General features: G+C 45.9%; 21 protein-coding genes. 14 read left to right on the plus strand and 7 right to left on the minus strand.

Annotated features, from left to right (window positions below; translation table 11 throughout):
- Positions 1-117 precede the first annotated feature (117 nt).
- Both AC5JBY_RS04410 and AC5JBY_RS04415 read right to left on the minus strand, forming a co-directional pair.
- The gene (locus tag AC5JBY_RS04410; RefSeq protein WP_495903345.1) at positions 118-537 is read right to left on the minus strand and encodes a Fur family transcriptional regulator; all 420 of its coding nucleotides are present in this window, start codon (positions 535-537) and stop codon (positions 118-120) included.
- Positions 538-568: 31 nt separating this feature from the next.
- A complete protein-coding gene (locus AC5JBY_RS04415; protein ID WP_495903346.1) occupies positions 569-1,219 on the minus strand; it encodes an SCO family protein in 651 nt (216 codons plus the stop codon).
- Positions 1,220-1,346: 127 nt separating this feature from the next.
- On the opposite strand from AC5JBY_RS04415, the gene AC5JBY_RS04420 reads away from it, so the two are divergent.
- The 6 genes from AC5JBY_RS04420 to AC5JBY_RS04445 all read left to right on the plus strand — a co-directional run bounded on the left by AC5JBY_RS04420 (position 1,347) and on the right by AC5JBY_RS04445 (position 5,978).
- Positions 1,347-1,739 (plus strand): MerC domain-containing protein, encoded by a 393-nt coding sequence (locus AC5JBY_RS04420; RefSeq protein ID WP_495903347.1) that lies wholly within the window; start codon positions 1,347-1,349, stop codon positions 1,737-1,739.
- A 72-nt stretch (positions 1,740-1,811) separates the two neighbouring features.
- Positions 1,812-2,408, plus strand: coding sequence for a NifU family protein (locus AC5JBY_RS04425; RefSeq protein ID WP_119052538.1), 597 nt, complete (start codon positions 1,812-1,814; stop codon positions 2,406-2,408).
- Positions 2,409-2,522: 114 nt separating this feature from the next.
- Complete coding sequence (locus AC5JBY_RS04430; protein ID WP_495903348.1) at positions 2,523-3,050, plus strand: SRPBCC family protein; 528 nt, start codon at positions 2,523-2,525, stop codon at positions 3,048-3,050.
- A gap of 8 nt (positions 3,051-3,058) precedes the next feature.
- Positions 3,059-3,700: a nicotinamide riboside transporter PnuC gene (gene pnuC, locus AC5JBY_RS04435; RefSeq protein WP_495903349.1), complete on the plus strand. Its 642-nt coding sequence runs from the start codon at positions 3,059-3,061 to the stop codon at positions 3,698-3,700.
- A gap of 30 nt (positions 3,701-3,730) precedes the next feature.
- A complete protein-coding gene (locus tag AC5JBY_RS04440) occupies positions 3,731-4,273 on the plus strand; it encodes an AAA family ATPase (RefSeq protein WP_495903350.1) in 543 nt (180 codons plus the stop codon).
- Between the two features lie 37 nt (positions 4,274-4,310).
- Positions 4,311-5,978, plus strand: coding sequence for an ArnT family glycosyltransferase (locus AC5JBY_RS04445; RefSeq protein WP_495903351.1), 1,668 nt, complete (start codon positions 4,311-4,313; stop codon positions 5,976-5,978).
- 6 nt (positions 5,979-5,984) lie between these two features.
- On the opposite strand, the gene mtgA is transcribed toward AC5JBY_RS04445, so the two are convergent.
- The 5 genes from mtgA to AC5JBY_RS04470 form a co-directional block, all read right to left on the minus strand.
- Complete coding sequence (mtgA, locus tag AC5JBY_RS04450) at positions 5,985-6,689, minus strand: monofunctional biosynthetic peptidoglycan transglycosylase (RefSeq protein ID WP_495903352.1); 705 nt, start codon at positions 6,687-6,689, stop codon at positions 5,985-5,987.
- A gap of 74 nt (positions 6,690-6,763) precedes the next feature.
- A complete protein-coding gene (locus AC5JBY_RS04455; RefSeq protein WP_495903353.1) occupies positions 6,764-7,363 on the minus strand; it encodes a hypothetical protein in 600 nt (199 codons plus the stop codon).
- A 105-nt stretch (positions 7,364-7,468) separates the two neighbouring features.
- The gene (locus AC5JBY_RS04460; RefSeq protein WP_495903354.1) at positions 7,469-8,107 is read right to left on the minus strand and encodes a LysE family translocator; all 639 of its coding nucleotides are present in this window, start codon (positions 8,105-8,107) and stop codon (positions 7,469-7,471) included.
- 125 nt (positions 8,108-8,232) lie between these two features.
- Complete coding sequence (locus AC5JBY_RS04465) at positions 8,233-9,759, minus strand: GH3 family acyl-acid amido synthetase (protein ID WP_495903355.1); 1,527 nt, start codon at positions 9,757-9,759, stop codon at positions 8,233-8,235.
- Positions 9,760-9,922: 163 nt separating this feature from the next.
- Positions 9,923-11,089: a glycosyltransferase family 2 protein gene (locus AC5JBY_RS04470; RefSeq protein ID WP_495903356.1), complete on the minus strand. Its 1,167-nt coding sequence runs from the start codon at positions 11,087-11,089 to the stop codon at positions 9,923-9,925.
- Between the two features lie 120 nt (positions 11,090-11,209).
- Between AC5JBY_RS04470 and dnaN the strand changes: the two genes are divergently transcribed.
- The 8 genes from dnaN (at position 11,210) to corA (ending at position 19,696) form a co-directional block, all read left to right on the plus strand.
- Positions 11,210-12,325, plus strand: a complete 1,116-nt coding sequence (gene dnaN, locus AC5JBY_RS04475; protein WP_495903357.1) for a DNA polymerase III subunit beta — start codon at positions 11,210-11,212, stop codon at positions 12,323-12,325.
- Positions 12,326-12,491: 166 nt separating this feature from the next.
- Positions 12,492-13,331 (plus strand): sterol desaturase family protein, encoded by an 840-nt coding sequence (locus AC5JBY_RS04480; protein WP_495903358.1) that lies wholly within the window; start codon positions 12,492-12,494, stop codon positions 13,329-13,331.
- Positions 13,332-13,383: 52 nt separating this feature from the next.
- A complete protein-coding gene (locus AC5JBY_RS04485; RefSeq protein WP_495903359.1) occupies positions 13,384-14,466 on the plus strand; it encodes a serine hydrolase domain-containing protein in 1,083 nt (360 codons plus the stop codon).
- Positions 14,467-14,510: 44 nt separating this feature from the next.
- Positions 14,511-15,230: a 3-deoxy-manno-octulosonate cytidylyltransferase gene (gene kdsB, locus AC5JBY_RS04490; RefSeq protein WP_495903360.1), complete on the plus strand. Its 720-nt coding sequence runs from the start codon at positions 14,511-14,513 to the stop codon at positions 15,228-15,230.
- Positions 15,231-15,247: 17 nt separating this feature from the next.
- Positions 15,248-16,162, plus strand: coding sequence for an ROK family protein (locus AC5JBY_RS04495; RefSeq protein WP_495903361.1), 915 nt, complete (start codon positions 15,248-15,250; stop codon positions 16,160-16,162).
- 551 nt (positions 16,163-16,713) lie between these two features.
- On the plus strand, positions 16,714-17,787 hold the full coding sequence (locus AC5JBY_RS04500; protein ID WP_495903362.1) for an iron-containing alcohol dehydrogenase family protein: 1,074 nt from the start codon (positions 16,714-16,716) through the stop codon (positions 17,785-17,787).
- 150 nt (positions 17,788-17,937) lie between these two features.
- Positions 17,938-18,501, plus strand: a complete 564-nt coding sequence (locus AC5JBY_RS04505; RefSeq protein ID WP_495903363.1) for a hypothetical protein — start codon at positions 17,938-17,940, stop codon at positions 18,499-18,501.
- Positions 18,502-18,592: 91 nt separating this feature from the next.
- Positions 18,593-19,696: a magnesium/cobalt transporter CorA gene (corA, locus tag AC5JBY_RS04510; RefSeq protein WP_495903364.1), complete on the plus strand. Its 1,104-nt coding sequence runs from the start codon at positions 18,593-18,595 to the stop codon at positions 19,694-19,696.
- Positions 19,697-19,739: the final 43 nt, after the last annotated feature.

Here is a 19,739-nt window from a genome sequence, read left to right on the forward strand (position 1 = left end):
ACATCGGGGCTTTCTTTTTATACCCGAATCCGACCAGAAACACAGGTCAACCAATCAATAAATTTCTTGCTAAAACAGCCCAGGACAGGGAATTGAGTAGGATCAATTAATCTTCGTTTATTGACAATTCTTACATACACCCGTTACTACCATCTGGAATTGCTCAGGTTGAAATCCTTCTGGTAACCTTACTTCAGGGATCATTACCGTTTCCAGGCAAGTTGTGTTTCCGCAGGCGCTGCAAATGAAATGTACGTGGTTATCATGGTGGTGGCCACCAGCACAATTCTCCTTGCACATAGCATACCGCACAGAATTATCAGCCGTAGGAATACTATGTATAATTCCTTTTTCAAGGAAGGTTTGTAACGTACGGTACACAGTCACGCGGTCAAACTTCTCACCAGTCTTTTTTTCAATATCACCATGCGCAAGTGCACCACCGTTAGTCGCTAAAAACAACTCCAGGATCTTTTTGCGGCTACCCGTAACGCTTAGTTGACTACGTTTTAATATATTATCGATCTGCGTTTCCATGTTTAAACTTTTTAAATCATTACGGTTATTATCAGTTGCCAAAAAGGTTATTACTAAATCGTTTTTGAGCGATGGGCTCTTCCAACAGATCTTTAATATCCTTATTCAGCTCTTCCAGTTCCTTTTTACTCAAGCCATCATAAATCTTTCTTACCTGACCAGCTTTATCAACCAACGCAAAGAACTGTGTATGCAAAAACTGATCATCGATATTCTGCAGATTGTTCTTTGGATCATCGAGCAAATAACTGGTGCGGGCAGTACTGTACAAGCTGTCTTTACGGCCTGTCAGGAACCACCAACGCTGCGTGTCCGCTTTGATAGAATCGGCATACACTTTAAGACGCGCGCTGCTATCCGTTTCCGGGTCGCAGGTGTGCGATACGATCAGGAACCGTGAATCACCCTTGAAAGCCTCATGAATAGGCTTCAGGTTCGTATTCATCATGGGGCAGATGCTCTTGCAGGTAGTAAAAAAATACTCCGCTACATACACCTTACCCTCCAGGTCCTTTTCGGTAATAATCTTGCCATCCTGGTTAACGAATTGAAAAGGAAGGACATAGCTTAAAACGGGAAGCTTTACTTTACCATAACCGGGTATCACCTTAGTGAGTACAAAATAAAAGCCAACGACGAGAACAAGGAAAAAACCTATATAAAATACGATCTTTTTACGCATGGCTGCAAATTTAGGAAAACACAGCTTAGGGCTGTTTGGAAAGGATAACCGTACAGAGCAATCAAAATTATTTTAATACTTCGTTTGCAACTTGGTTGCATAAGAAAGTTTTCCCTATCTTCGCGCCATGAATTTCAGGTTTAACTGGGACGCACTTGGTATCGCTACTTCTGTAGCCTGTGCTATCCATTGCGCAGTTTTACCCCTCCTGCTCACAAGCCTGCCTGTTTTTGGTATCAACATCATTGAGAACGTCGCCCTGGAATACGGGATGATATGTATTGCCTTCGTGATTGGCATGTATTCCCTCTGGCACGGCTACCGCAAACATCACCACAGCTTTACACCGGCCATTGTATTCTCGATTGGCATTATATTATTGATTGCCAAACAGATATGGCACGATTATCAATTCTGGCTACTCCCCTTTGCCGTTCTCTTCATCGTATCGGCCCATGTGATCAACTACCGCGCCTGCCGCATTCACGATCACGCCCATGCCGATGATTGCGATCATTAAAAACACAGCGGAATAAAAAGAACAAATGCTGGCCGGGGTTTGTTATTTTTGTACTATAAAATACTGGGAATTATGATTAAAACAGGCAGTCCGGTTATCAGTATCTATACAGAGATGACTCCCAATCCGGAAACCATGAAGTTTGTGGCCAATAAGCTATTATATCCGGGCAAAAGCATTGATTTCCCAGATGTAGAAAGCGCTAAGCCCTCCCCCCTCGCTACAGAATTGTTTGGCTTCCCTTTCATCAGGGCAGTATTCATCGCCAGCAACTTTGTAACACTCACCAAGACAACAGAAACAGAATGGACTGACGTAATACCAACTATCCGCCAGTTCCTCAAAGAATACCTCGAAGAAGGAAAAGCAGTGATCAATGAAGAAGAAGTAGCGGTTATCGTACCACAGAGCAGCAATGCGGTATCAGCTGATGACGATGATGTGGTAAAGCGCATCAAAGAACTGTTGGAAAACTACGTAAAACCAGCCGTGGAAATGGATGGCGGCGCTATCCAGTTCAAAAGCTATGATGATGGCGTAGTAAACCTGATGTTACAAGGCTCCTGCAGCGGATGCCCCTCTTCCATGATCACCTTGAAAGCAGGTATCGAAGGCATGATGAAACGAATGATCCCCGAGGTAAAAGAAGTAGTGGCCGAAGCAGAATAAGACCACAATAAATGAATGATAAACGAACCCTCTTGTCACAACAAGGGGGTTTTGTATTTCAGCAACTTGGCTTTATTGCCCGCTTGCAGTAAATTACAGCTAAACAGCCTGCCTATGCTGGTATTGTACATTATTTTTGGCGTGGTCGGTATCATCGTAGCATTATTGGTGCTGGCGCTCTTTATGCCTGCCAGGTACCATATAGAGAAATCATTGGTAATATTAAAGCCTGTGCAGGAAGTAATGAGCCGGGTAGCCGATCTCAATTATTACGCACGCTGGAATCCCTGGCAAATGAAAGAGCCCGGCAGCAAGATGGAGATCAAAGGCACACCCCAAAACCCTGGCCATGAATACTGGTGGAGCGGAAAAAAGATCGGAGAAGGAAGGTTGGTGTTGCGCGCCATCGATCAAAAACATGTTCACTTCAACCTCGAGTTCATAAAGCCCTGGAAAAGCATTGCCAGCGACAACTGGCTCTTTGAAGAATGGGGCAACGGAGAAACAAAAGTAACCTGGCAAAACAATGGCGATCTTCCTTATCCAATGGCCAGGCTGATGAGCCCCGTCCTGAATAAAACCCTGAATAAGCAGTTCGAGGAAGGGTTGCGTAATCTTAAAAAACTTTGTGAGGGCCTGTAATCGACCACATGAGCATATCTGAAATTTATCAGCGGTTTGTAGACGGTATTCTGCACACTTCCGCACTTGAATACATTGCCGTATTCACCGGCATTGCCAGCGTTTGGTTTTCCCGGATCGAACACATACTGGTATACCCCGTAGGATTGGTCAGCACCATTATTTATACTTACCTCAGCCTCATTGCACACCTGCCCGGCGAGGCGAGTGTAAATGTTTATTACACGGTTATGAGCATTTACGGCTGGACACTCTGGACCAAAAAAGACGCAGCCAAACAACATGTTGTAGTGATACGCCATTCTACCCCAAAAGAGTGGTTACAGCATTTCCTGTTCTTTGGCGTATGCTACCTTACCATCTTCATCGCCCTCATCTGGCTAAGAAAAGAATTCTCACAGGAAGTCATCCCCTGGGCAGATGCATTGGCTTCAGCAACAGCCTATACAGGCATGTGGCTCATGGCAAAGAAAAAAGTGGAAAGCTGGTATTGGTGGATAGCAACCAACATTGCATCCATTCCTTTGTACTTCGTAAAAGGATATGTTTCCACCAGTGTATTTTATTTTATCCTCTTGATGATGGCAGGCTTTGGATGGGCCGAGTGGAACAGGCGCGCCCGGGAAGCAAAGCAGGCATACGCAGCCTGATTACATAGTATATTTGAAGTTTAGTATCCCATGATAAAAAAAGTAGTAGTAATAGGACCCGAGTCGACTGGAAAAAGTACGTTGTGCGAACAACTGGCCGCGCATTATGCTACTGCCTGGGTGCCGGAATATGCCCGCGAATACCTGCTGAAACATGGCACCAGTTATCAGTACGATGACCTGCTGACCATTGCCAAAGGTCAGGTTGCATTGGAAGAAAAATACCTTTCATCATTAGAAACAGATAAGAAAGAACCTCCCCTGCTATTTGTCGACACAGATCTCTATGTGATGAAAGTGTGGTGTGAGTATGTATTTGGACAATGTCATGCGTGGATACTGGACCAGATCGTACAAAGAAACTACGACCTGTATTTACTATGCGACACAGACCTACCCTGGATCAAAGATGAATTACGTGAATACCCCGACCTGGAAAGTAGACGGGAACTGTATTATATCTATAAAGATATCATGTTAAACCAATCAGTACCCTGGATAAATATCTCAGGCGACTACGAACAACGATTTCAAAAAGCTGTTAAAGCTGTTAACGAAATGCTTAAACACTGAATGTATAGCATAGCTTTGCGCTTTTCGTTTGCCCGGTATGCTTAGTTTTATCAAGAGAAATCATCGACTGCTGTTCTACATCGCCTGGTTTCTGGTAAACCTTATCCAGGCAGGTTACACAGAGTTATTTGATGACGAAGCATATTACTGGATATACGCCCAGTTTCCCGATTGGGGTTATTTTGACCACCCACCCGTCATAGCATTATTGATCAAAGCCGGCTACGCTATTTTTCCCAATGAACTGGGCGTTCGTTTTTTCATAGTAATACTAAATACAGCCGCCATCTTTCTTACACAACAGCTACTGGCCAAAAAAGACGACTATCTTTTCTACGCCATCGTCTGCACAATAGCCGTAGTACAAATAGGTGGCATTCTTGCAGTGCCCGATATTCCGCTGCTGTTTTTCGTAGCCTTGTTCTTCTGGCTCTACCAGCGCTTCACGGAACACATGACGATTGTAAGAACGGTACTCCTGGGGCTAAGTGTGGCAGCCATGCTGTATAGCAAGTACCATGGTCTGTTGATCGTATTATGCACCCTCGCCTCCAATCCTAAATTATTTACCCGCTACCAAACCTATATCGTAACAGCAATAGCCCTGCTGGTATTTGCGCCACACCTTTACTGGCAGTACACCCACGGATTCCCTTCCATACAATTTCACCTGTTTGAGCGAAGCGCCAGCTCGTATGATACACGCTATACCATCGAATACCTCGTTGGTCAGCTGGCATTGGCTGGTCCATTGATGGGATGGCTATTGTTGAAAGCGGCGTTCGATTATAAACCCGGCGCAGCCATTGAACGCGCATTGAAGTATTCCCTGATAGGCTTTTACGCATTCTTCCTGCTGAGCAGCCTCAGAGGCCGCATAGAAGCCAACTGGACGGTGCCCGCTTTTGTTGCCCTGATCGTATTGAGCCATCAATACCTACGCCGGGAGCCATCCTGGCGCAGTTGGCTATATAAAAGCCTGCCCATTACATTGATCTTCGTATTACTGATACGCATCTACATGTTTCCCCTGATACCCCGCGCAAGCTGGTTTCCAAAAGACGAATTTCATGAGAACAAAGTCTGGGTGAAGGAGATAAAAGATCGCGCACAAGGCATGCCTGTAGTGTTTATTGGCTCCTATCAGCATGCATCCAAATACTGGTTCTATGCGCAAACACCTACTTTCTCCATGAATAATATTCAATACCGGAGAAACAACTACAATTTCTGGCCTATTGAAGATGAGATGATCGGTAAGAAAGTGCTGGCCGTAGGTGTGTATGACAGTGTAACACAGATCGATCCCCTTAAAAGCCTGAGCGATCAGGCCACCCATGTATACGCGCCTTTCTTCTCTTTTTCCAGGGTCAACATACGGTACAAAGAAAAACCTGTATTAATAAATAAACAACTGGTCGTACAAGGCATCATTGAGGCACCATTCAACTATTTTCCCTTTTTTCAGCAAAGTCCCTACGACACAGCCTCTATACAATTGGCCTTTGAAGATGAGCGTGAAAAAGTTCATTTTTTCCCTTCAGGGTTAACAGTGCGCAACATTGGCCTACCAAGACAATCTTTCAGCGTACAGGCACCTGTTGATTTGCCGCCCGGTAAATACATCTTCCGGTTTGCCATCAGTAGCTGCATACCTAAAAGCCCCTCCATGAACAGCATCGGGGTCAGAATGAAAGTGGAATAGTAAGATTTATTGAATCAGCTTTTGAATATCATCATCATCCTGCAGGTTGTTCATTTGACGCAACACCCACGGATATTTCCAGGCAACATACCTTGATAAGGGCTTTACTGTATATTCTTTAGGATTGGGCAGACTGGCAGCGATCATAGCAGCCTCCTGACGGGTGAGCTTTTGCGCCGGTTTTTTAAAATAAGCCTGCGCAGCAGCTTCAATACCAAAAACCCCCTTGCCCATTTCTGCCACGTTGAGATACATTTCCAGGATGCGCTTTTTGCCCCAGACCAATTCGATCATAAAAGTAAAATAAACCTCCAGCCCCTTCCGGAACCAGCTACGTCCCTGCCACAGGAATACATTTTTGGCTACCTGCTGACTAATAGTAGAAGCCCCTTTGATACGGTTAGGACGTTTTTCATTATTCTTCATGGCCTTATCGATCTGTTTCCAGTCGAAACCATTGTGGTCCGGAAACAGTTGGTCTTCAGAACAAATAACGGCAAGGCGCGCATAAGGCGACATGTTTTTGATAGATACATAATCACGTTTGAGACCTTTACCGCTGAGGAGACTGCCCAGTTGTGTAAGTGTAAATGGCGGGTCCACCCACTTGAGCAGAAGGATATAAAACAGTTGGAAAAAGAAGAGGAAAATAAAGACTCGTTTCAGGATTCTCCAAATCCGGAGACCCAATCCCTTCGTTTTGATGGCCATGCCGGGTTAAATTGCTTGGGGTGCAAGATAACCCGAAAGTACAGAAGTCGGAAAGCCAACACGAATTTTAGCGGCTACTGCTTGTTTTGTAGAAATTTTATGTCAGCCGCCTTCATATATACAACCTTATATTTACCACCAGCCTTGTTGCTCCTGTCCTGCCAGTGTTGCCACAAATAGCCAGCTACTGCAACACCTGCTGCTACTCCAAGCGATGCCAGTTTACCGTCATCATTGAAAGACTCCTTGCGGTATATGGTATTTACCGTTTCCAGGATGATAAACCCTACACCACCCAGCATCATGATCTTGGGAAGCGCCACCTGCACAAACCCCTTTTTGCCACCCCACTTATAATTCTTGGTATAATTAAACTTGCTGATCTCCCGGTAATCGATGCCGATGGTGAACTTCACAGTATCCAGCGTGGAGCCAAATTCTGTACCCATCAATTGCCGTTCTTCCTGCCTGATATAAATAGAATCATTCCTGATCTCGGTGATAAACCCATTGATGTTAAACCCCCGGTGAGTTTGGGCCGATATGAAAGAACCAACGTAGAAAGTCTTAATGGTGCGGTTATTCCACTTTTTAAGTACGATAAAATCCGATTGCTGGGAGAAAGTAAGCAGCGAGCTGAACAAAACCGTTATAAGAAGTAAAGTTTTTTTCATGCAAGGCCAAGTTACAGCGGTAAGCTAATTAAATGAACTAAGGTTTTGTTAAGACTATTACAACCCTGTTATTACAACACAAAACCCTGATGGTTCAGATTAAGATCATATCTCCTTTGATAAAAAAAGAGTGCCATACAACAATGCCATACCAAAGCCAACCAGTATTACACCCGACACTTTGTTAATAACATTGATATTATGCAGCGTAAGCCTCTTACGGAGTTTTCCCGCCAGCAGCACTTTAAAAACATCCGCTGCAATATTCAACGCTAGACAAACAGAAAAGATAATGACCCGCTGTTGAAAACTGAACTTGGCGGCAAGAGCTGTAGCCGTGCCCAGCCAGAAAATAAAAACACTCGGGTTAAGCGTATTGATAAAAAAACCACTGGAGAATATTTTGACCATATCCCGCTTGCGAAAGCGTGCGATCTTTCCTTCCGCATCAGTGCGCAGCGTTACCTTTTTAAAGAAGAGATAAAAAATACCCATGACTACAAGAAAGGCGCTGCCGATATAACCGATAATATCTTTGTACTCCAATAACTCACTTACCAGTGCAGAAAAAGCATTGCTGATAACAACCAGCACTATATCGCTCATCCATACCCCGGCAACAAAGCAAAACCCTCCCGTGTGACCATTATTAAGACTTTGTTTGATCACCGTAAAGATCACCGGCCCTACCGATAAGGCAAGGATACACCCCAGCATTATTCCATTGATGATGGCTTGCCACATGCGCTAAAAAGAAGTAATAACTAATTAAAACGTCAATTTACAAAGAATAAGACGAGTGAAAAAGAACAAGTTACATACCCGCCCTTTTACATATAAGTAGGATATGGCTGGTATAGATCCAGGATTTAAAGGGCGCCTGTTTCCAGGAATTTTACCCAGTCCTCATACATTTTACCCTTCATTACGCGGGGAAACTTATGCTGACCGCCAATTTTACCTTTGAGGCGCATAAATTCCATGAAGCTGGACTCCGGAAGTATTTTGAGATAAACATCTTTTAAAGCACTGCCTCTTTCCACTGCATAATCATCATTCAGATCCTTCAGCTTTTGATCGATCTTTTGCCGCACTATTTCTGCATCCACCTGATCATCACAAGCTATCCACCACTGGTGCGCAAAGAAAAGACCGTGCGGCACACCCGCTACTGTAAATTCAGGAATACAGACATTCATTTCATCGGCCACTACCTGAACCGCCTTATTCATATTGTCCACACTGAGGTGCTCCCCTACCAGGCTAAGGAAATGCTTGGTGCGGCCGGTGATAATGATCTCACAACGCTCTTTGTCCACAAAACGCACCGTGTCGCCAATCAGGTAACGCCAGGCGCCGGCAGTAGTGCTGATCAAAATAGCATAATCCTTCCCCTCTTCCACTTCATGGATCATCAACACTTCAGGATTTTCGGCAATATTGCCATCACTGTCGAAATTCTTATCGTTGAAAGGAATGAACTCAAAAAAGATATGATCGTTCAGCGAAAGGTGCATGCCTTTGGCAAACTGCCTGTTCTGATAAGCCAAAAAGCCTTCAGAAGCCAGGTATGTTTCGATATAAGTGAGCGGCTTGGCCACCAGCTTTTCGAACCCTTTTTTATAAGGCTCAAAAGATACACCCCCATGCACAAAGAAGGCAAGGTTAGGCCACATGTCATGGATGCTCTTCAGCTTGTAACGCTCGATGATCTTTTCCATGCACATCTGAATCCAGGCAGGCACACCCACCACAAAACCAATGTCCCAGTTGGGAGCCTCTTCTACGATCGCTTCGATCTTACTGTTCCAATCTTTGGTACGGGCTATTTTTTTACCCGGCTTATAAAACGGAGAGAACCAGAAGGGAACCTTTTTGGCGGTGATACCACTCAGGTCACCGGCATAATAACCAGGTCCTTTTTGAAGATCAGTACTGCCACCCAGCATCAGCCATCCCTTGCCAATACTCTTTACCGGGATATCATGGTAAGTACGGAGCGTGAGCAATTGCTTGATCATCACAATCCGGTTACCACGCATCAGGTCGTTGGTAATAGGCAGGTATTTACTGGCCGACTCGGAAGTACCGGAGCTGAGGGCAAAGAATTTGATCTTGCCGGGCCAGCAGATATCAGGCCTTCCTTCGAGCGTCTTATGCCACCAGGCATCGTATATTTTATTATAGTCGTATGTGGGAACAAGCTGCTGAAACTTCTTGCCGGCATGTTTACTCAGCAGGATCTCATCGAACCGGTACGTCTGCCCAAACTCCGTAAAACGGGCTTTTTTGAGCAATTTCCTCAATACCCTGAGCTGTTGCCGCCGGGGAGAACGGGCTGGCAATCGCAAGGCTTTCGCTATAGAGGGGGGTAAGGAAATATCGATTAATGCCATTAAGTAGTAAGCCGGTTTGGTCAGGCAAATTCAAAATTAAGGGATTAGGTGGAATTGTAATGCATAAATGCCCCCCGGCTGGGGATAAACCGCCAAAAAGGCGGCTATACTTTAACTTTTCCAAGTATAACAAAGGCAGTCACCCCGCCGTTTAAACGCCACTCTATTGCTTTTCCAAAACAATAAACACTCCCTGATTATCTTTCGAATCACTTCCCACTATACTACAGCTTCCGGAAGCGTGAATGCGGATTTTCTGGTCCCCTTTATTTTTTTGCACAGCATCTATGATGTCCTTAAACGTTAGCCTGAGGCTTTCTATATAGATCAGTTCATCTGCAGAAGTCATCTCCTGTGTTAATACCCGCTTACTATTTAATTGCTCCTTTAGCGAACCCACCATTTCATCTTTGGCTATGACAAATGACCGGATATCATTTATCGTAGGTTGCTTCGCTTTTTTTACTTCATCTGTATTGCCTTTGCTGGCAATGATCAATTGCAGCAATTTCGTATACCCCCATGCCCCAATCCCTTTGTAATGCTTCTGCACAAATTGGATCATGGCGGTATAAAACAATTTTATATAGCGCTTATCCTTACGCGTACTTTCCCCTTTAAAGTGAATGATCGCCGGAGCAGGCAGGTAGTAATTGACATACCCGGCCTGTTGAATGCGGAAACTGAGGTCTATGTCTTCGGCATACATGAAAAAACGTTCATCAAAACCGCCGGTCTTATCCAGCACCCCCTTTCTTATCCACATAAAAGCCCCCGACAATACGTCCACCTGGTGGATGCCAGTTGGCGACAAATGCCCAAGATAATAGCTGGCCAGCCACCTCGAGGTCGGAAAAAGCCGGGTAAGCCCACTCATTTTGCAAAACGACACCCAGGGCGTGGGAAACCCTCGTTTGGATTCGGGCAGGTACCGGCCACTGCCATCGATCATATGCACCCCGAGCGCACCGGCATCCGGATGAGCCTCCATAAAAGAGAGACATTGTTGAAAACAATCTTCGGGAAGAATGGTGTCCGGATTAAGAAAAAGCACGTATTTCCCCCGGCATTTGCCCAAAACCTGGTTATTAGCCCGTGAAAAACCCACATTTTCGGTATTGGCAATAAACTGCGCAAAAGGAAATTGAGGACGTAGCCAGTCCACACTGCCATCAGTAGAGCAATTATCCACCACCAATACCTCCACCTGGTCCGAAAGGCCCTGTCCCACGGCCCCCTGATCATACGCAATAGCCTTTCCCACAGAACAGAGACACTGTTCCAGGAAATACTTCACATTATAATTCACAATGACGACCGATAGCAGCATGGCGGGTCGAAAATACACTTTAGCGGTTCAAATTGATGGATTTGTGACTTCTCTGTTTAAAAATATACGCTGGGGCGTATTGTTCATAATTCTATATTTGCTCAAATCTTTAACCAGCTTATGAAGTTCATCGTTTCTTCTTCGGCTTTATTGAAACAGTTACAACAGATTAGCGGCGTTATCAACGCCAACACGGTTCTGCCTATTTTGGAGGATTTTCTGTTTGAAATCGACAAAAACAAGCTCACTGTAGTAGCCACCGACCTCGAAACGGTGATGAGAGTGCAGATGGAAGTGGAAGCAAAAGACACCGGAAGGGTATGTATTCCCGCCAAGATCCTGATCGATTCACTCAAAAATATCCCGGATCAGCCACTTACTTTCAACATCGATAAGAACTACAGCGTAGAAATTACCAGCGATAACGGTAAGTACAAGGTAATGGGCGAAAATCCAGATAACTTCCCCAAAGAACCAGCAGCAGACGACACCTCTTCCTTTACAGTTAGCTCTGCCGCCCTGGTAACAGCCATCAATAAAACCCTGTTTGCTGTAAGCAGCGACGACCTGCGTCCGGCCATGACAGGCGTATACTTTGAAATGGATAAAAAGGGACTGCAATTTGTCGCCACAGATGCACACCGCCTGGTACGCTACAAACGCAAAGACGTAGCCTGCCCCAAAAACGACTCCCTCATCGTTCCCAAAAAACCGCTCAACCTGCTGAAAGCAGCGTTACCGGTCAACGAAGATGAGCTTACAGTAAGTTACAACAGCAACCACCTCTTTGTAAAACACGGCACCACGCAGATGAGTTGCCGCCTGATAGATGCCCGTTTCCCCGATTATAAAGTGGTCATCCCGGCAGACAATCCATACAAACTGAGTGTTAATAAGTCCGACTTCCAGAGCGCCCTGCGCCGGGTGAGCGTGTTCTCCAACAAGAGCACCAACCAGGTAGTTCTGAACATCAGCGGCAGTGAGCTGCAGCTGGCTGCACAGGACGTTGACTTCTCATTCGAAGGAAATGAGCGCATGAAATGTTCCTACGACGGAGAAGACCTGGCCATCGCCTTCAACGCCAAATTCCTCATCGAAATGCTGAACGCGGCAGAAAGCGACGATGTAGTAGTAGAACTTTCTACTCCTACAAAAGCTGGTATCATCAAGCCAACAGAACAGGATGAGAACGAAGAAATGCTGATGCTGGTTATGCCACTGATGCTGAACAGCTAATTGAGCAAATAACATAGTGACCTGGAAACAGGTCTAAACAATACTAAGCCGGATATCGTATCCGGCTTTTCTTTTGTCTTAACTGCCCTTTCGGGAGGGTATTCAACCCCTCTTTTGGCCGGTCCTGCCCCTGTTTCTCGTTCGGGATATTTACCGTAAATTACTAATGAAACGATCTTTTTTGCCTATGGAGTCGTTCATGCATTTCTGGGAAAATATCGAGAGTTGGCAACGAATAGCGATCCTGTTGGGAGGTATGATCTTTTTCTGGGTCCTCGAAGGCTACTACCCATTATACAGATTCTCTTTCAAACGTTACAAACACGCCGGCGTTAACCTGCTTTTCCTGCTCACCACAGTTATCCTGAATTTATTGCTGGGCAGCATTACCATTGCCATATGCGCATGGGTCACTAAAAACAATATCGGATTGCTCAACTGGTTGGCGCTGCCACTCTGGGCCAATATCCTGCTCGGCCTTTTCTTCATGGATTTCTTTGGACAGTATGCCCCCCACTATGCCATGCATAAAATAAAATGGATGTGGAAGTTTCACATGATCCACCACAGCGATACCAAAGTAGACGTCACCACCGGCACCCGCCACCATCCCGGCGAATGGGTATTCCGGGAAATGTCTACGATTGTCGGCGTCCTGTTGATCGGCCTGCCCATCGGCATGTATTTCCTGTATCGCAGCGTGGCCGCCATTTTCACCCATTTCAACCACGCCAATATCCGGGTGCCTTTATGGCTCGACAAACCCATCAGCTGGGTACTGGTATCACCCAATATGCATAAAGTTCATCACCATTATAAGCGCCCCTACACAGATACAAATTATGCTAATATTTTTTCTCTGTGGGATCGTATCTTTGGCACCTTCGCCTATGAAGATCCCAGAAAGCTTCAGTACGGACTGGATGTCCTGGATGGGGCTACCGATGAAAACCTGACCTATCAACTCCGACTTCCTTTTGACAATACCATCAAAACCGACTATTAAGAATACTGTTATCAATTATTAACAGAACCCTGTTCCCATTGAAACCGTTAACATGAAAAAGTTGTGCAGTTTTGTTTTATTGATGGTTTGTTGTACCCCGGTTTTCTCACAGGCTTTTTCCCTCATGGCCGATAGCATCCGTAAATTCCGTGGTGTACCCGGGCTTGTATACGCCGTATTCGATGCCGATAAAATAATAGACATCGGATCTTCAGGCGTACGTGAATTCCGGAAAAAGGATAGCATCCGTATTACAGACCGGTTTTATACCGGTACCAACACGACCGCTTTTACTGCTTACCTGGCCGCTAAACTGGTTGAAGCCAATAAACTCCAGTGGAATACCCCTGTCGTAAAGGCATTGCCCGAAATAAACGGCAGAACGATGAAGGTATACCACGCAGTAACCCTGCGACAGTTACTGTCTCAACGGGCAGGCATTCGCACCTATACAGAGCCGGACGATTTTATTGGCCTCCCTGTATTCACAGGCAGTAAACCCGAACAACGCAGGGCCTTTGCCACACAAGTGATGAAGCCACCACCATTACTGATCGTCGACAGCACCCAGCCCATTTATTCTGCCGCAGGTACGGCCATCGCCGCTTCCATGATGGAAAAAACCATGAATAAATCCTGGGAAGACCTCGTGGCCCAATACATCAATAAACCACTGAACATTTCCATTCACTTTGGTTTGCCGCGGTTGAGCGATAGCCTGCAGCCATACGGCCACCGGGATATTGCCGGCACCCTGCAACCTGAACGCGGCATTCAGACCATGCCTGTTATTGCACCAGCCACAGATGTGAATATTTCGCTGAAAGACTATATTGTTTTCATGCAGGATATGCTCAAGGCCCTGCAACACAAAAAATCAAACATCAGCAACCTGTCAGCCCTATTACTATTGTCACCGATACCAGGGCAGGCCATGGGCTGGGAAAGCGAAGTATGGAACAAGCTGCAGGTAAATCACTTCCTCGGCAAAAGCCCCACCTTCAGCAACTACACCATGATCATCAAAGAAAAAAATATTGGCATTATCGTACTGTGCAACAGTGGTACCGGAAAGGGCAAATCAGCCGTATTGAACCTCGGCAGGATGTTGGGCGAATATTATTGCCAGCAATAAGTAGTGCTGCACAACTGTTATCTTTACGCTCCGAAAAGTTTATTATGGCAAAAGTGATAGCAATGATCCCTGCACGCTATGCAGCCACACGTTTCCCGGCCAAGCTGATGCAGACATTGAAGGATAAAACAGTTATCCGGCATACCTATGACAATACAGTAGCTACAGGATTATTTGATGAAGTATGGGTAGTCACCGACAGCGAGGTGATCTACCAGGAGATCGTGTCCCATGGAGGCAAGGCAAAAATGAGTGTGAAAGAACATGAGAGCGGCAGCGACCGTATAGCAGAAGCAGTAGCAGATATGGAGGTGGATATTGTACTCAATGTGCAGGGCGATACACCCTTCATCAAGTCGAAGCCTTTACAGCAATTGTTGCAATGCTTCAACGATCCCTCCGTGCAGGTAGCATCTATGATGCAGGTACTGCATGAACAGGAACAAATAGATGATCCCAACTTTGTGAAAGTGGCGGTAGACAGGAACATGAACTCCCTGATGTTTAGCCGGAGCGTGATCCCCTACCCCCGCAACAAAGAAGTACCCGTTACCTATTACGAACACATTGGTGTATACGCATTCCGCAAACAGGCATTGCTCAATTTCACCAACTGGCCTATGACGCCTCTCGAGGCAGCAGAAAAAGTAGAGTGCCTGCGATACCTGGAATACGGAGTTCCCCTGCGCATGATCGTGGTAGATTACATGGGCGTAGAGATCGATACACCCGAAGACCTTGAAAGAGCATCGAAGTTGCTTTAACTATAAACCGCTTTGCCATGAGTAATCCTTTATGGGGTGTCGACCTCGGCGGCACCAAGATCGAAGGAGTTATTTTACCCTCCGCACATGATGCACGGCCTATACTACGCACACGCATAGATACGGAAGCCGGCAAAGGTTATCCGCACATTGTACAGCAGATCAAACGACTCATCGATCTCATGCAGCAGGAATCGGGACTAACAGCCACCAGCATTGGTTTTGGTACCCCCGGAGAACTGGACCCCCGTCTGCAAACGATGAAGAACTGCAACAGCACAGCACTCAACGGAAAACCCCTGAAAAAAGACATCGAAGAAGCCTTGCAGGTACCGGCGGTGTTGGCCAATGATGCCAACTGCTTTGCACTGGCCGAAACCCGCTGGGGCGTAGTAAGACAGCAGGCACCGGATGCACGCGTTGTCTTTGGCATCATCATGGGCACTGGCGTAGGCGGCGGCATCGTGATCGATGGACAGGTGTGGAATGGGCGCCATGGGATCGCCGGCGAATGGGGGCACAACTTTTTAGATGAATCAGGCGGACCCTGCTATTGCGGTAAAATAGGATGTGTAGAGAAAGTATTGTCAGGCCCGGCTTTGCAGGGTTACTATACCAGCATCAGCGGCCAATCCCTATCCTTGAAAGACATCGTAGCCGCTGGCAAGACGGGTAACGATAAAGCAGCAGTACAAACCATGGAGCGCCTGGCGCATTTCTTTGGCAAGGCAGTTTCGGTGATCACCAACCTGCTCGATCCGGATGTGATCGTTGTGGGCGGTGGTGTAGGCAACATCGATGTAGTCTATACAGAAGGCGTCGAATCATTGAAAAAACACATATTTAATAACGGGGTGGAAGTACCCGTATTAAAGCCTTCCCTGGGAGATAGTGCTGGAGTTTTTGGAGCAGCGGCCCTGGTTGCAGAGTAACCCATTACGCATAAAAAATATAGATATTTAAGCCTATATAATTTTATTGCGGCTTTCTGCGGCAATAAATAATCCGTTAGGCGTGTAGACTGCAGTAAAGTTGCAATTAGCCGCTCTTTTTGAGGATAATTTGCAATTTTCTTGAAAATTTCATGTTCCGTTTTGATTACATGAAATAAAAATAACTAATTTTATTCCACTCCGCTATCCTGCGAAAAACAGCTAAAACGTTTATCCACAGGTCTCACGTGATAGGGAATCCGAACCTTATCCCACTTCTCTCAATCCAATAAAATATAGTAAATCCGAACTTAAGATATTTTCCGGTTTATGCGTATAAGCCGGAAGGAAACGCGGTTATTCTTTCACTCGAAACTCAGCATTTTGGTTTAGGCTCTCCAAAAACGCAGCAGTTGGCTGCGTTTTACTTTCTCAAGGCCATCCTCCTTTTCTGCTTCACCATTTCTCCCAACCCATTGCGCGGTTTTTGTTACTTTCTTTTCTACACTTACCTTCACGCTATCAATCCAATACAGTAAATAATTATACGGATGAAGTTCAGAAACTTTAAAATGGTGGACTACGTGGTGTATGGCCGCGGTAGTTTTGATCAGCTCGACGAAATATTAGCACCCCGCCGCAAAGGCGATGCACCCATGATCTTCTTTGTAGATCACTTCTTTGAAGGAAAACCCCTCGTAAACCGCATTCCCCTGCGAGGCAAAGACAAAGTAATATTTGTAGACGTTACTTACGAACCAAAAACAACTTACGTAGATAAACTGGCCGCTGAACTGAAAAGCGAGTTTGGAACGGTGAGCGGCATTATTGCCATCGGTGGCGGCTCAGCGATGGACCTCGGTAAAGCAGTTTCACTGATGATGACCAACCCGGGATCATCAGCCGATTACCAGGGTTGGGACCTGGTTAAGTTACCCGGCGTTTACAAAGCCGGCATTCCTACCCTGAGCGGCACGGGTGCAGAAGTTTCCCGTACCACAGTATTGACAGGCCCTACCCGGAAACTGGGCATGAACTCCGATTTCACACCATTCGATCAGATCGTACTGGACCCCGAATTAACGGCCAACGCTCCGGTAAACCAACGATTCTATACAGGCATGGATTGCTACATCCATTGCATTGAAAGCCTCGAAGGCACTTTCCTCAATGAGTTCAGCAAATCCTACGGCGAAAAAGCACTCGAACTTTGCCAATATGTTTTCCTCGAAAAAGACCAGTGGGACGCAGAGTGCGACGATAAGTTGATGATGGCCTCTTATGCAGGCGGTATGAGCATAGCTTATTCACAGGTAGGCGTAGCCCATGCCGTGAGTTATGGACTCAGCTACCTGCTGGGTACCAAACATGGCATCGGTAACTGTATCGTCATGAACCACCTCGAAGAATATTACCCCGCCGGTGTGGAAGAATTCAAACGCATGGTAGACAAGAACAAGATCGATATCCCCACTGGCATCTGCAAAGGCTTGACAGATGAACAGTTCGACACCATGATCAACGTATCACTGGGCATGAAACCCCTGTGGGAAAATGCATTAGGTGTAGACTGGGAAAAGATCATGACACGTGAGAAACTGAGAAAGCTCTACGAGCGCTTGTAAGAAACCAATGTCACCCTGAGCTTGTCGAAGGGTTGTCGGCTCATCTTATGAATTTGTTATTTAGGGTCAAAAAAGAGCTGTATCGTACGGTCATGCTTGGCAGGAGTTTTTGATTAAGGTACTTTCGTTGAAACAACAACCAAACGCACCATGAAAAAAATACTATTTGCACTATGCCTGCTGAGCGCTGTCGCAGGCTTTGCACAGGACAAAGTAAATCCTGCTGTTAAGAAAGGCTCCAAATTCACATATACCCTGTTCACCGGTGGACAAACCATTCCTTTTACAGCGGTAGTGGATTCTTTGGGTAGCGAGTACGTGAAAATCGGCTGGGCCATCGATGGCATGGGAACCGGCGGCTGGGTCATGAAAAAGAAATCACTGGAAAATGCTTCCCGTGGCTACTGGAGCCAGCCCACTGCAGGAACCGACGAAGAGCTGTCTGAAGAATCAACAGTACTTCTCATCTCCAAAGCACAATGGAACAGCTTGCAACAGGACAAAAAGTTTGTGTACAACGACCAGACTTTTACCGTTAAGCAAGGTGATCAATCAGGACTGAGAGTGGGTGGCAAAACATATGACGCCATCCTGGTAGAAGGTCCCGGTGGTACAACCAAGCTCTGGATACTGAACAATCCTTCATTCCCTGCATTGCTGAAAGTAGAAGGCAATTCACACGGAGTGGACCTCGAATTAAACAGCATCGATTAACCTGCTCAATTTTTTCATTCCATACAATGCCCCGTTATACGGGGCATTATTTTTTAGGTATGATTATTATGCTTAATTTTTCAGGGATTATATGTCTATGAGTCCGCAGAAATACCTACGCTATCTTGGCTTGCCCATTTTGTTCGGTACCCACCGCACAAAAGAGATATTCCACATCAATCCTACCGCAGCCCCCGAACGGGAAGAAGCGAAGGAGATCGTCGTTACCATTTACGATTACAATGCCGAAGCAATAGAAGAACAAAGATTCGATACGGTCACGGAAGCTTTCACCTGCAAACACAACAATAAGATCAGCTGGATCAATATTGATGGCATCAGAAAGCTGGATGTAGAATCCATTAGCACCCACTTCGAAATACACCCGTTGTTAGTCGAAGACATACTCAGCATGCACCAGCGCCCAAAGATGGATGAAGTGGAAGGCGTATTGTACTGCTTGCTGAATATGCTGTACTTCAACAGCACTTCCCGCACGGTAGAAACAGAACAGATCAGCATTGTATTAGGTAAGGATTTTGTGATCTCTTTCCAGGAAGATGCAAACCGCGATGTATTCGACCCCATCCGTACCAAGCTGAAAATGGCCAACAGTAAAATACGGCAGCGCTCAGCAGATTACTTGCTGTATGCCATGCTGGATATTATTGTAGACAATTACTTCCAGGTAATGGAAAAGCTGGGTGAACAGGTAGAGCTGGTAGAAGAAGAAGTCATTCGCCGCAGCAATACCAAATCGCTGGCCCGCATCAACCAGATCCGCAAGGAAATGATCGTACTGAAAAGAAACATCGCGCCCGTCCGCGACCTGATAAACGGTATCATCCGCAGCGAAAGCGACCTGCTCGACGATCGTACCACCAAATACTTCAAAGACGTTTACGACCACATCATCCAGGCCTACGACCTCAGTGAGAACTACCGCGATATCATGACGAGCATGCAGGACCTCTACATCAACAATGTAAACCTGAAGTTGAATGAGGTCATGAAAGTAATGGCCATCGTTACCTGCCTGCTGGCGCCCGCCACCGTTATAGGTGGCATATTCGGCATGAACTTCGAGCACATCCCCTCCATACATAATAAATGGGGCTTTTTCATTGCCGTGGGCCTCATGCTGTTGATCCCGATGTGGATGCTGTGGATGTTTAGAAAGAGAGGATGGTTTTAGGCCAATATTGTTGTACATTCATTTTACCGAGATCAATTCAATT

It is taken from the genome of Paraflavitalea sp. (genome assembly GCF_059502485.1).

Excerpts from the sequence above, each read along its gene's own strand:
- AC5JBY_RS04430 (WP_495903348.1), top strand. The coding sequence starts at position 2,523 with ATGCTGGTATTGTACATTATTTTTGGCGTGGTCGGTATCATCGTAGCA.
- AC5JBY_RS04420 (WP_495903347.1), top strand. The coding sequence starts at position 1,347 with ATGAATTTCAGGTTTAACTGGGACGCACTTGGTATCGCTACTTCTGTA.
- AC5JBY_RS04445 (WP_495903351.1), top strand. The coding sequence starts at position 4,311 with ATGCTTAGTTTTATCAAGAGAAATCATCGACTGCTGTTCTACATCGCC.
- mtgA (WP_495903352.1), bottom strand. The coding sequence starts at position 6,689 with ATGGCCATCAAAACGAAGGGATTGGGTCTCCGGATTTGGAGAATCCTG.
- AC5JBY_RS04505 (WP_495903363.1), top strand. The coding sequence starts at position 17,938 with ATGAAAAAAATACTATTTGCACTATGCCTGCTGAGCGCTGTCGCAGGC.
- AC5JBY_RS04425 (WP_119052538.1), top strand. The coding sequence starts at position 1,812 with ATGATTAAAACAGGCAGTCCGGTTATCAGTATCTATACAGAGATGACT.
- AC5JBY_RS04470 (WP_495903356.1), bottom strand. The coding sequence starts at position 11,089 with ATGCTGCTATCGGTCGTCATTGTGAATTATAATGTGAAGTATTTCCTG.
- pnuC (WP_495903349.1), top strand. The coding sequence starts at position 3,059 with ATGAGCATATCTGAAATTTATCAGCGGTTTGTAGACGGTATTCTGCAC.
- kdsB (WP_495903360.1), top strand. The coding sequence starts at position 14,511 with ATGGCAAAAGTGATAGCAATGATCCCTGCACGCTATGCAGCCACACGT.
- dnaN (WP_495903357.1), top strand. The coding sequence starts at position 11,210 with ATGAAGTTCATCGTTTCTTCTTCGGCTTTATTGAAACAGTTACAACAG.
- AC5JBY_RS04485 (WP_495903359.1), top strand. The coding sequence starts at position 13,384 with ATGAAAAAGTTGTGCAGTTTTGTTTTATTGATGGTTTGTTGTACCCCG.
- AC5JBY_RS04440 (WP_495903350.1), top strand. The coding sequence starts at position 3,731 with ATGATAAAAAAAGTAGTAGTAATAGGACCCGAGTCGACTGGAAAAAGT.
- AC5JBY_RS04465 (WP_495903355.1), bottom strand. The coding sequence starts at position 9,759 with ATGGCATTAATCGATATTTCCTTACCCCCCTCTATAGCGAAAGCCTTG.
- AC5JBY_RS04455 (WP_495903353.1), bottom strand. The coding sequence starts at position 7,363 with ATGAAAAAAACTTTACTTCTTATAACGGTTTTGTTCAGCTCGCTGCTT.
- AC5JBY_RS04415 (WP_495903346.1), bottom strand. The coding sequence starts at position 1,219 with ATGCGTAAAAAGATCGTATTTTATATAGGTTTTTTCCTTGTTCTCGTC.
- AC5JBY_RS04495 (WP_495903361.1), top strand. The coding sequence starts at position 15,248 with ATGAGTAATCCTTTATGGGGTGTCGACCTCGGCGGCACCAAGATCGAA.
- corA (WP_495903364.1), top strand. The coding sequence starts at position 18,593 with ATGTCTATGAGTCCGCAGAAATACCTACGCTATCTTGGCTTGCCCATT.
- AC5JBY_RS04480 (WP_495903358.1), top strand. The coding sequence starts at position 12,492 with ATGAAACGATCTTTTTTGCCTATGGAGTCGTTCATGCATTTCTGGGAA.
- AC5JBY_RS04460 (WP_495903354.1), bottom strand. The coding sequence starts at position 8,107 with ATGTGGCAAGCCATCATCAATGGAATAATGCTGGGGTGTATCCTTGCC.
- AC5JBY_RS04410 (WP_495903345.1), bottom strand. The coding sequence starts at position 537 with ATGGAAACGCAGATCGATAATATATTAAAACGTAGTCAACTAAGCGTT.
- AC5JBY_RS04500 (WP_495903362.1), top strand. The coding sequence starts at position 16,714 with ATGAAGTTCAGAAACTTTAAAATGGTGGACTACGTGGTGTATGGCCGC.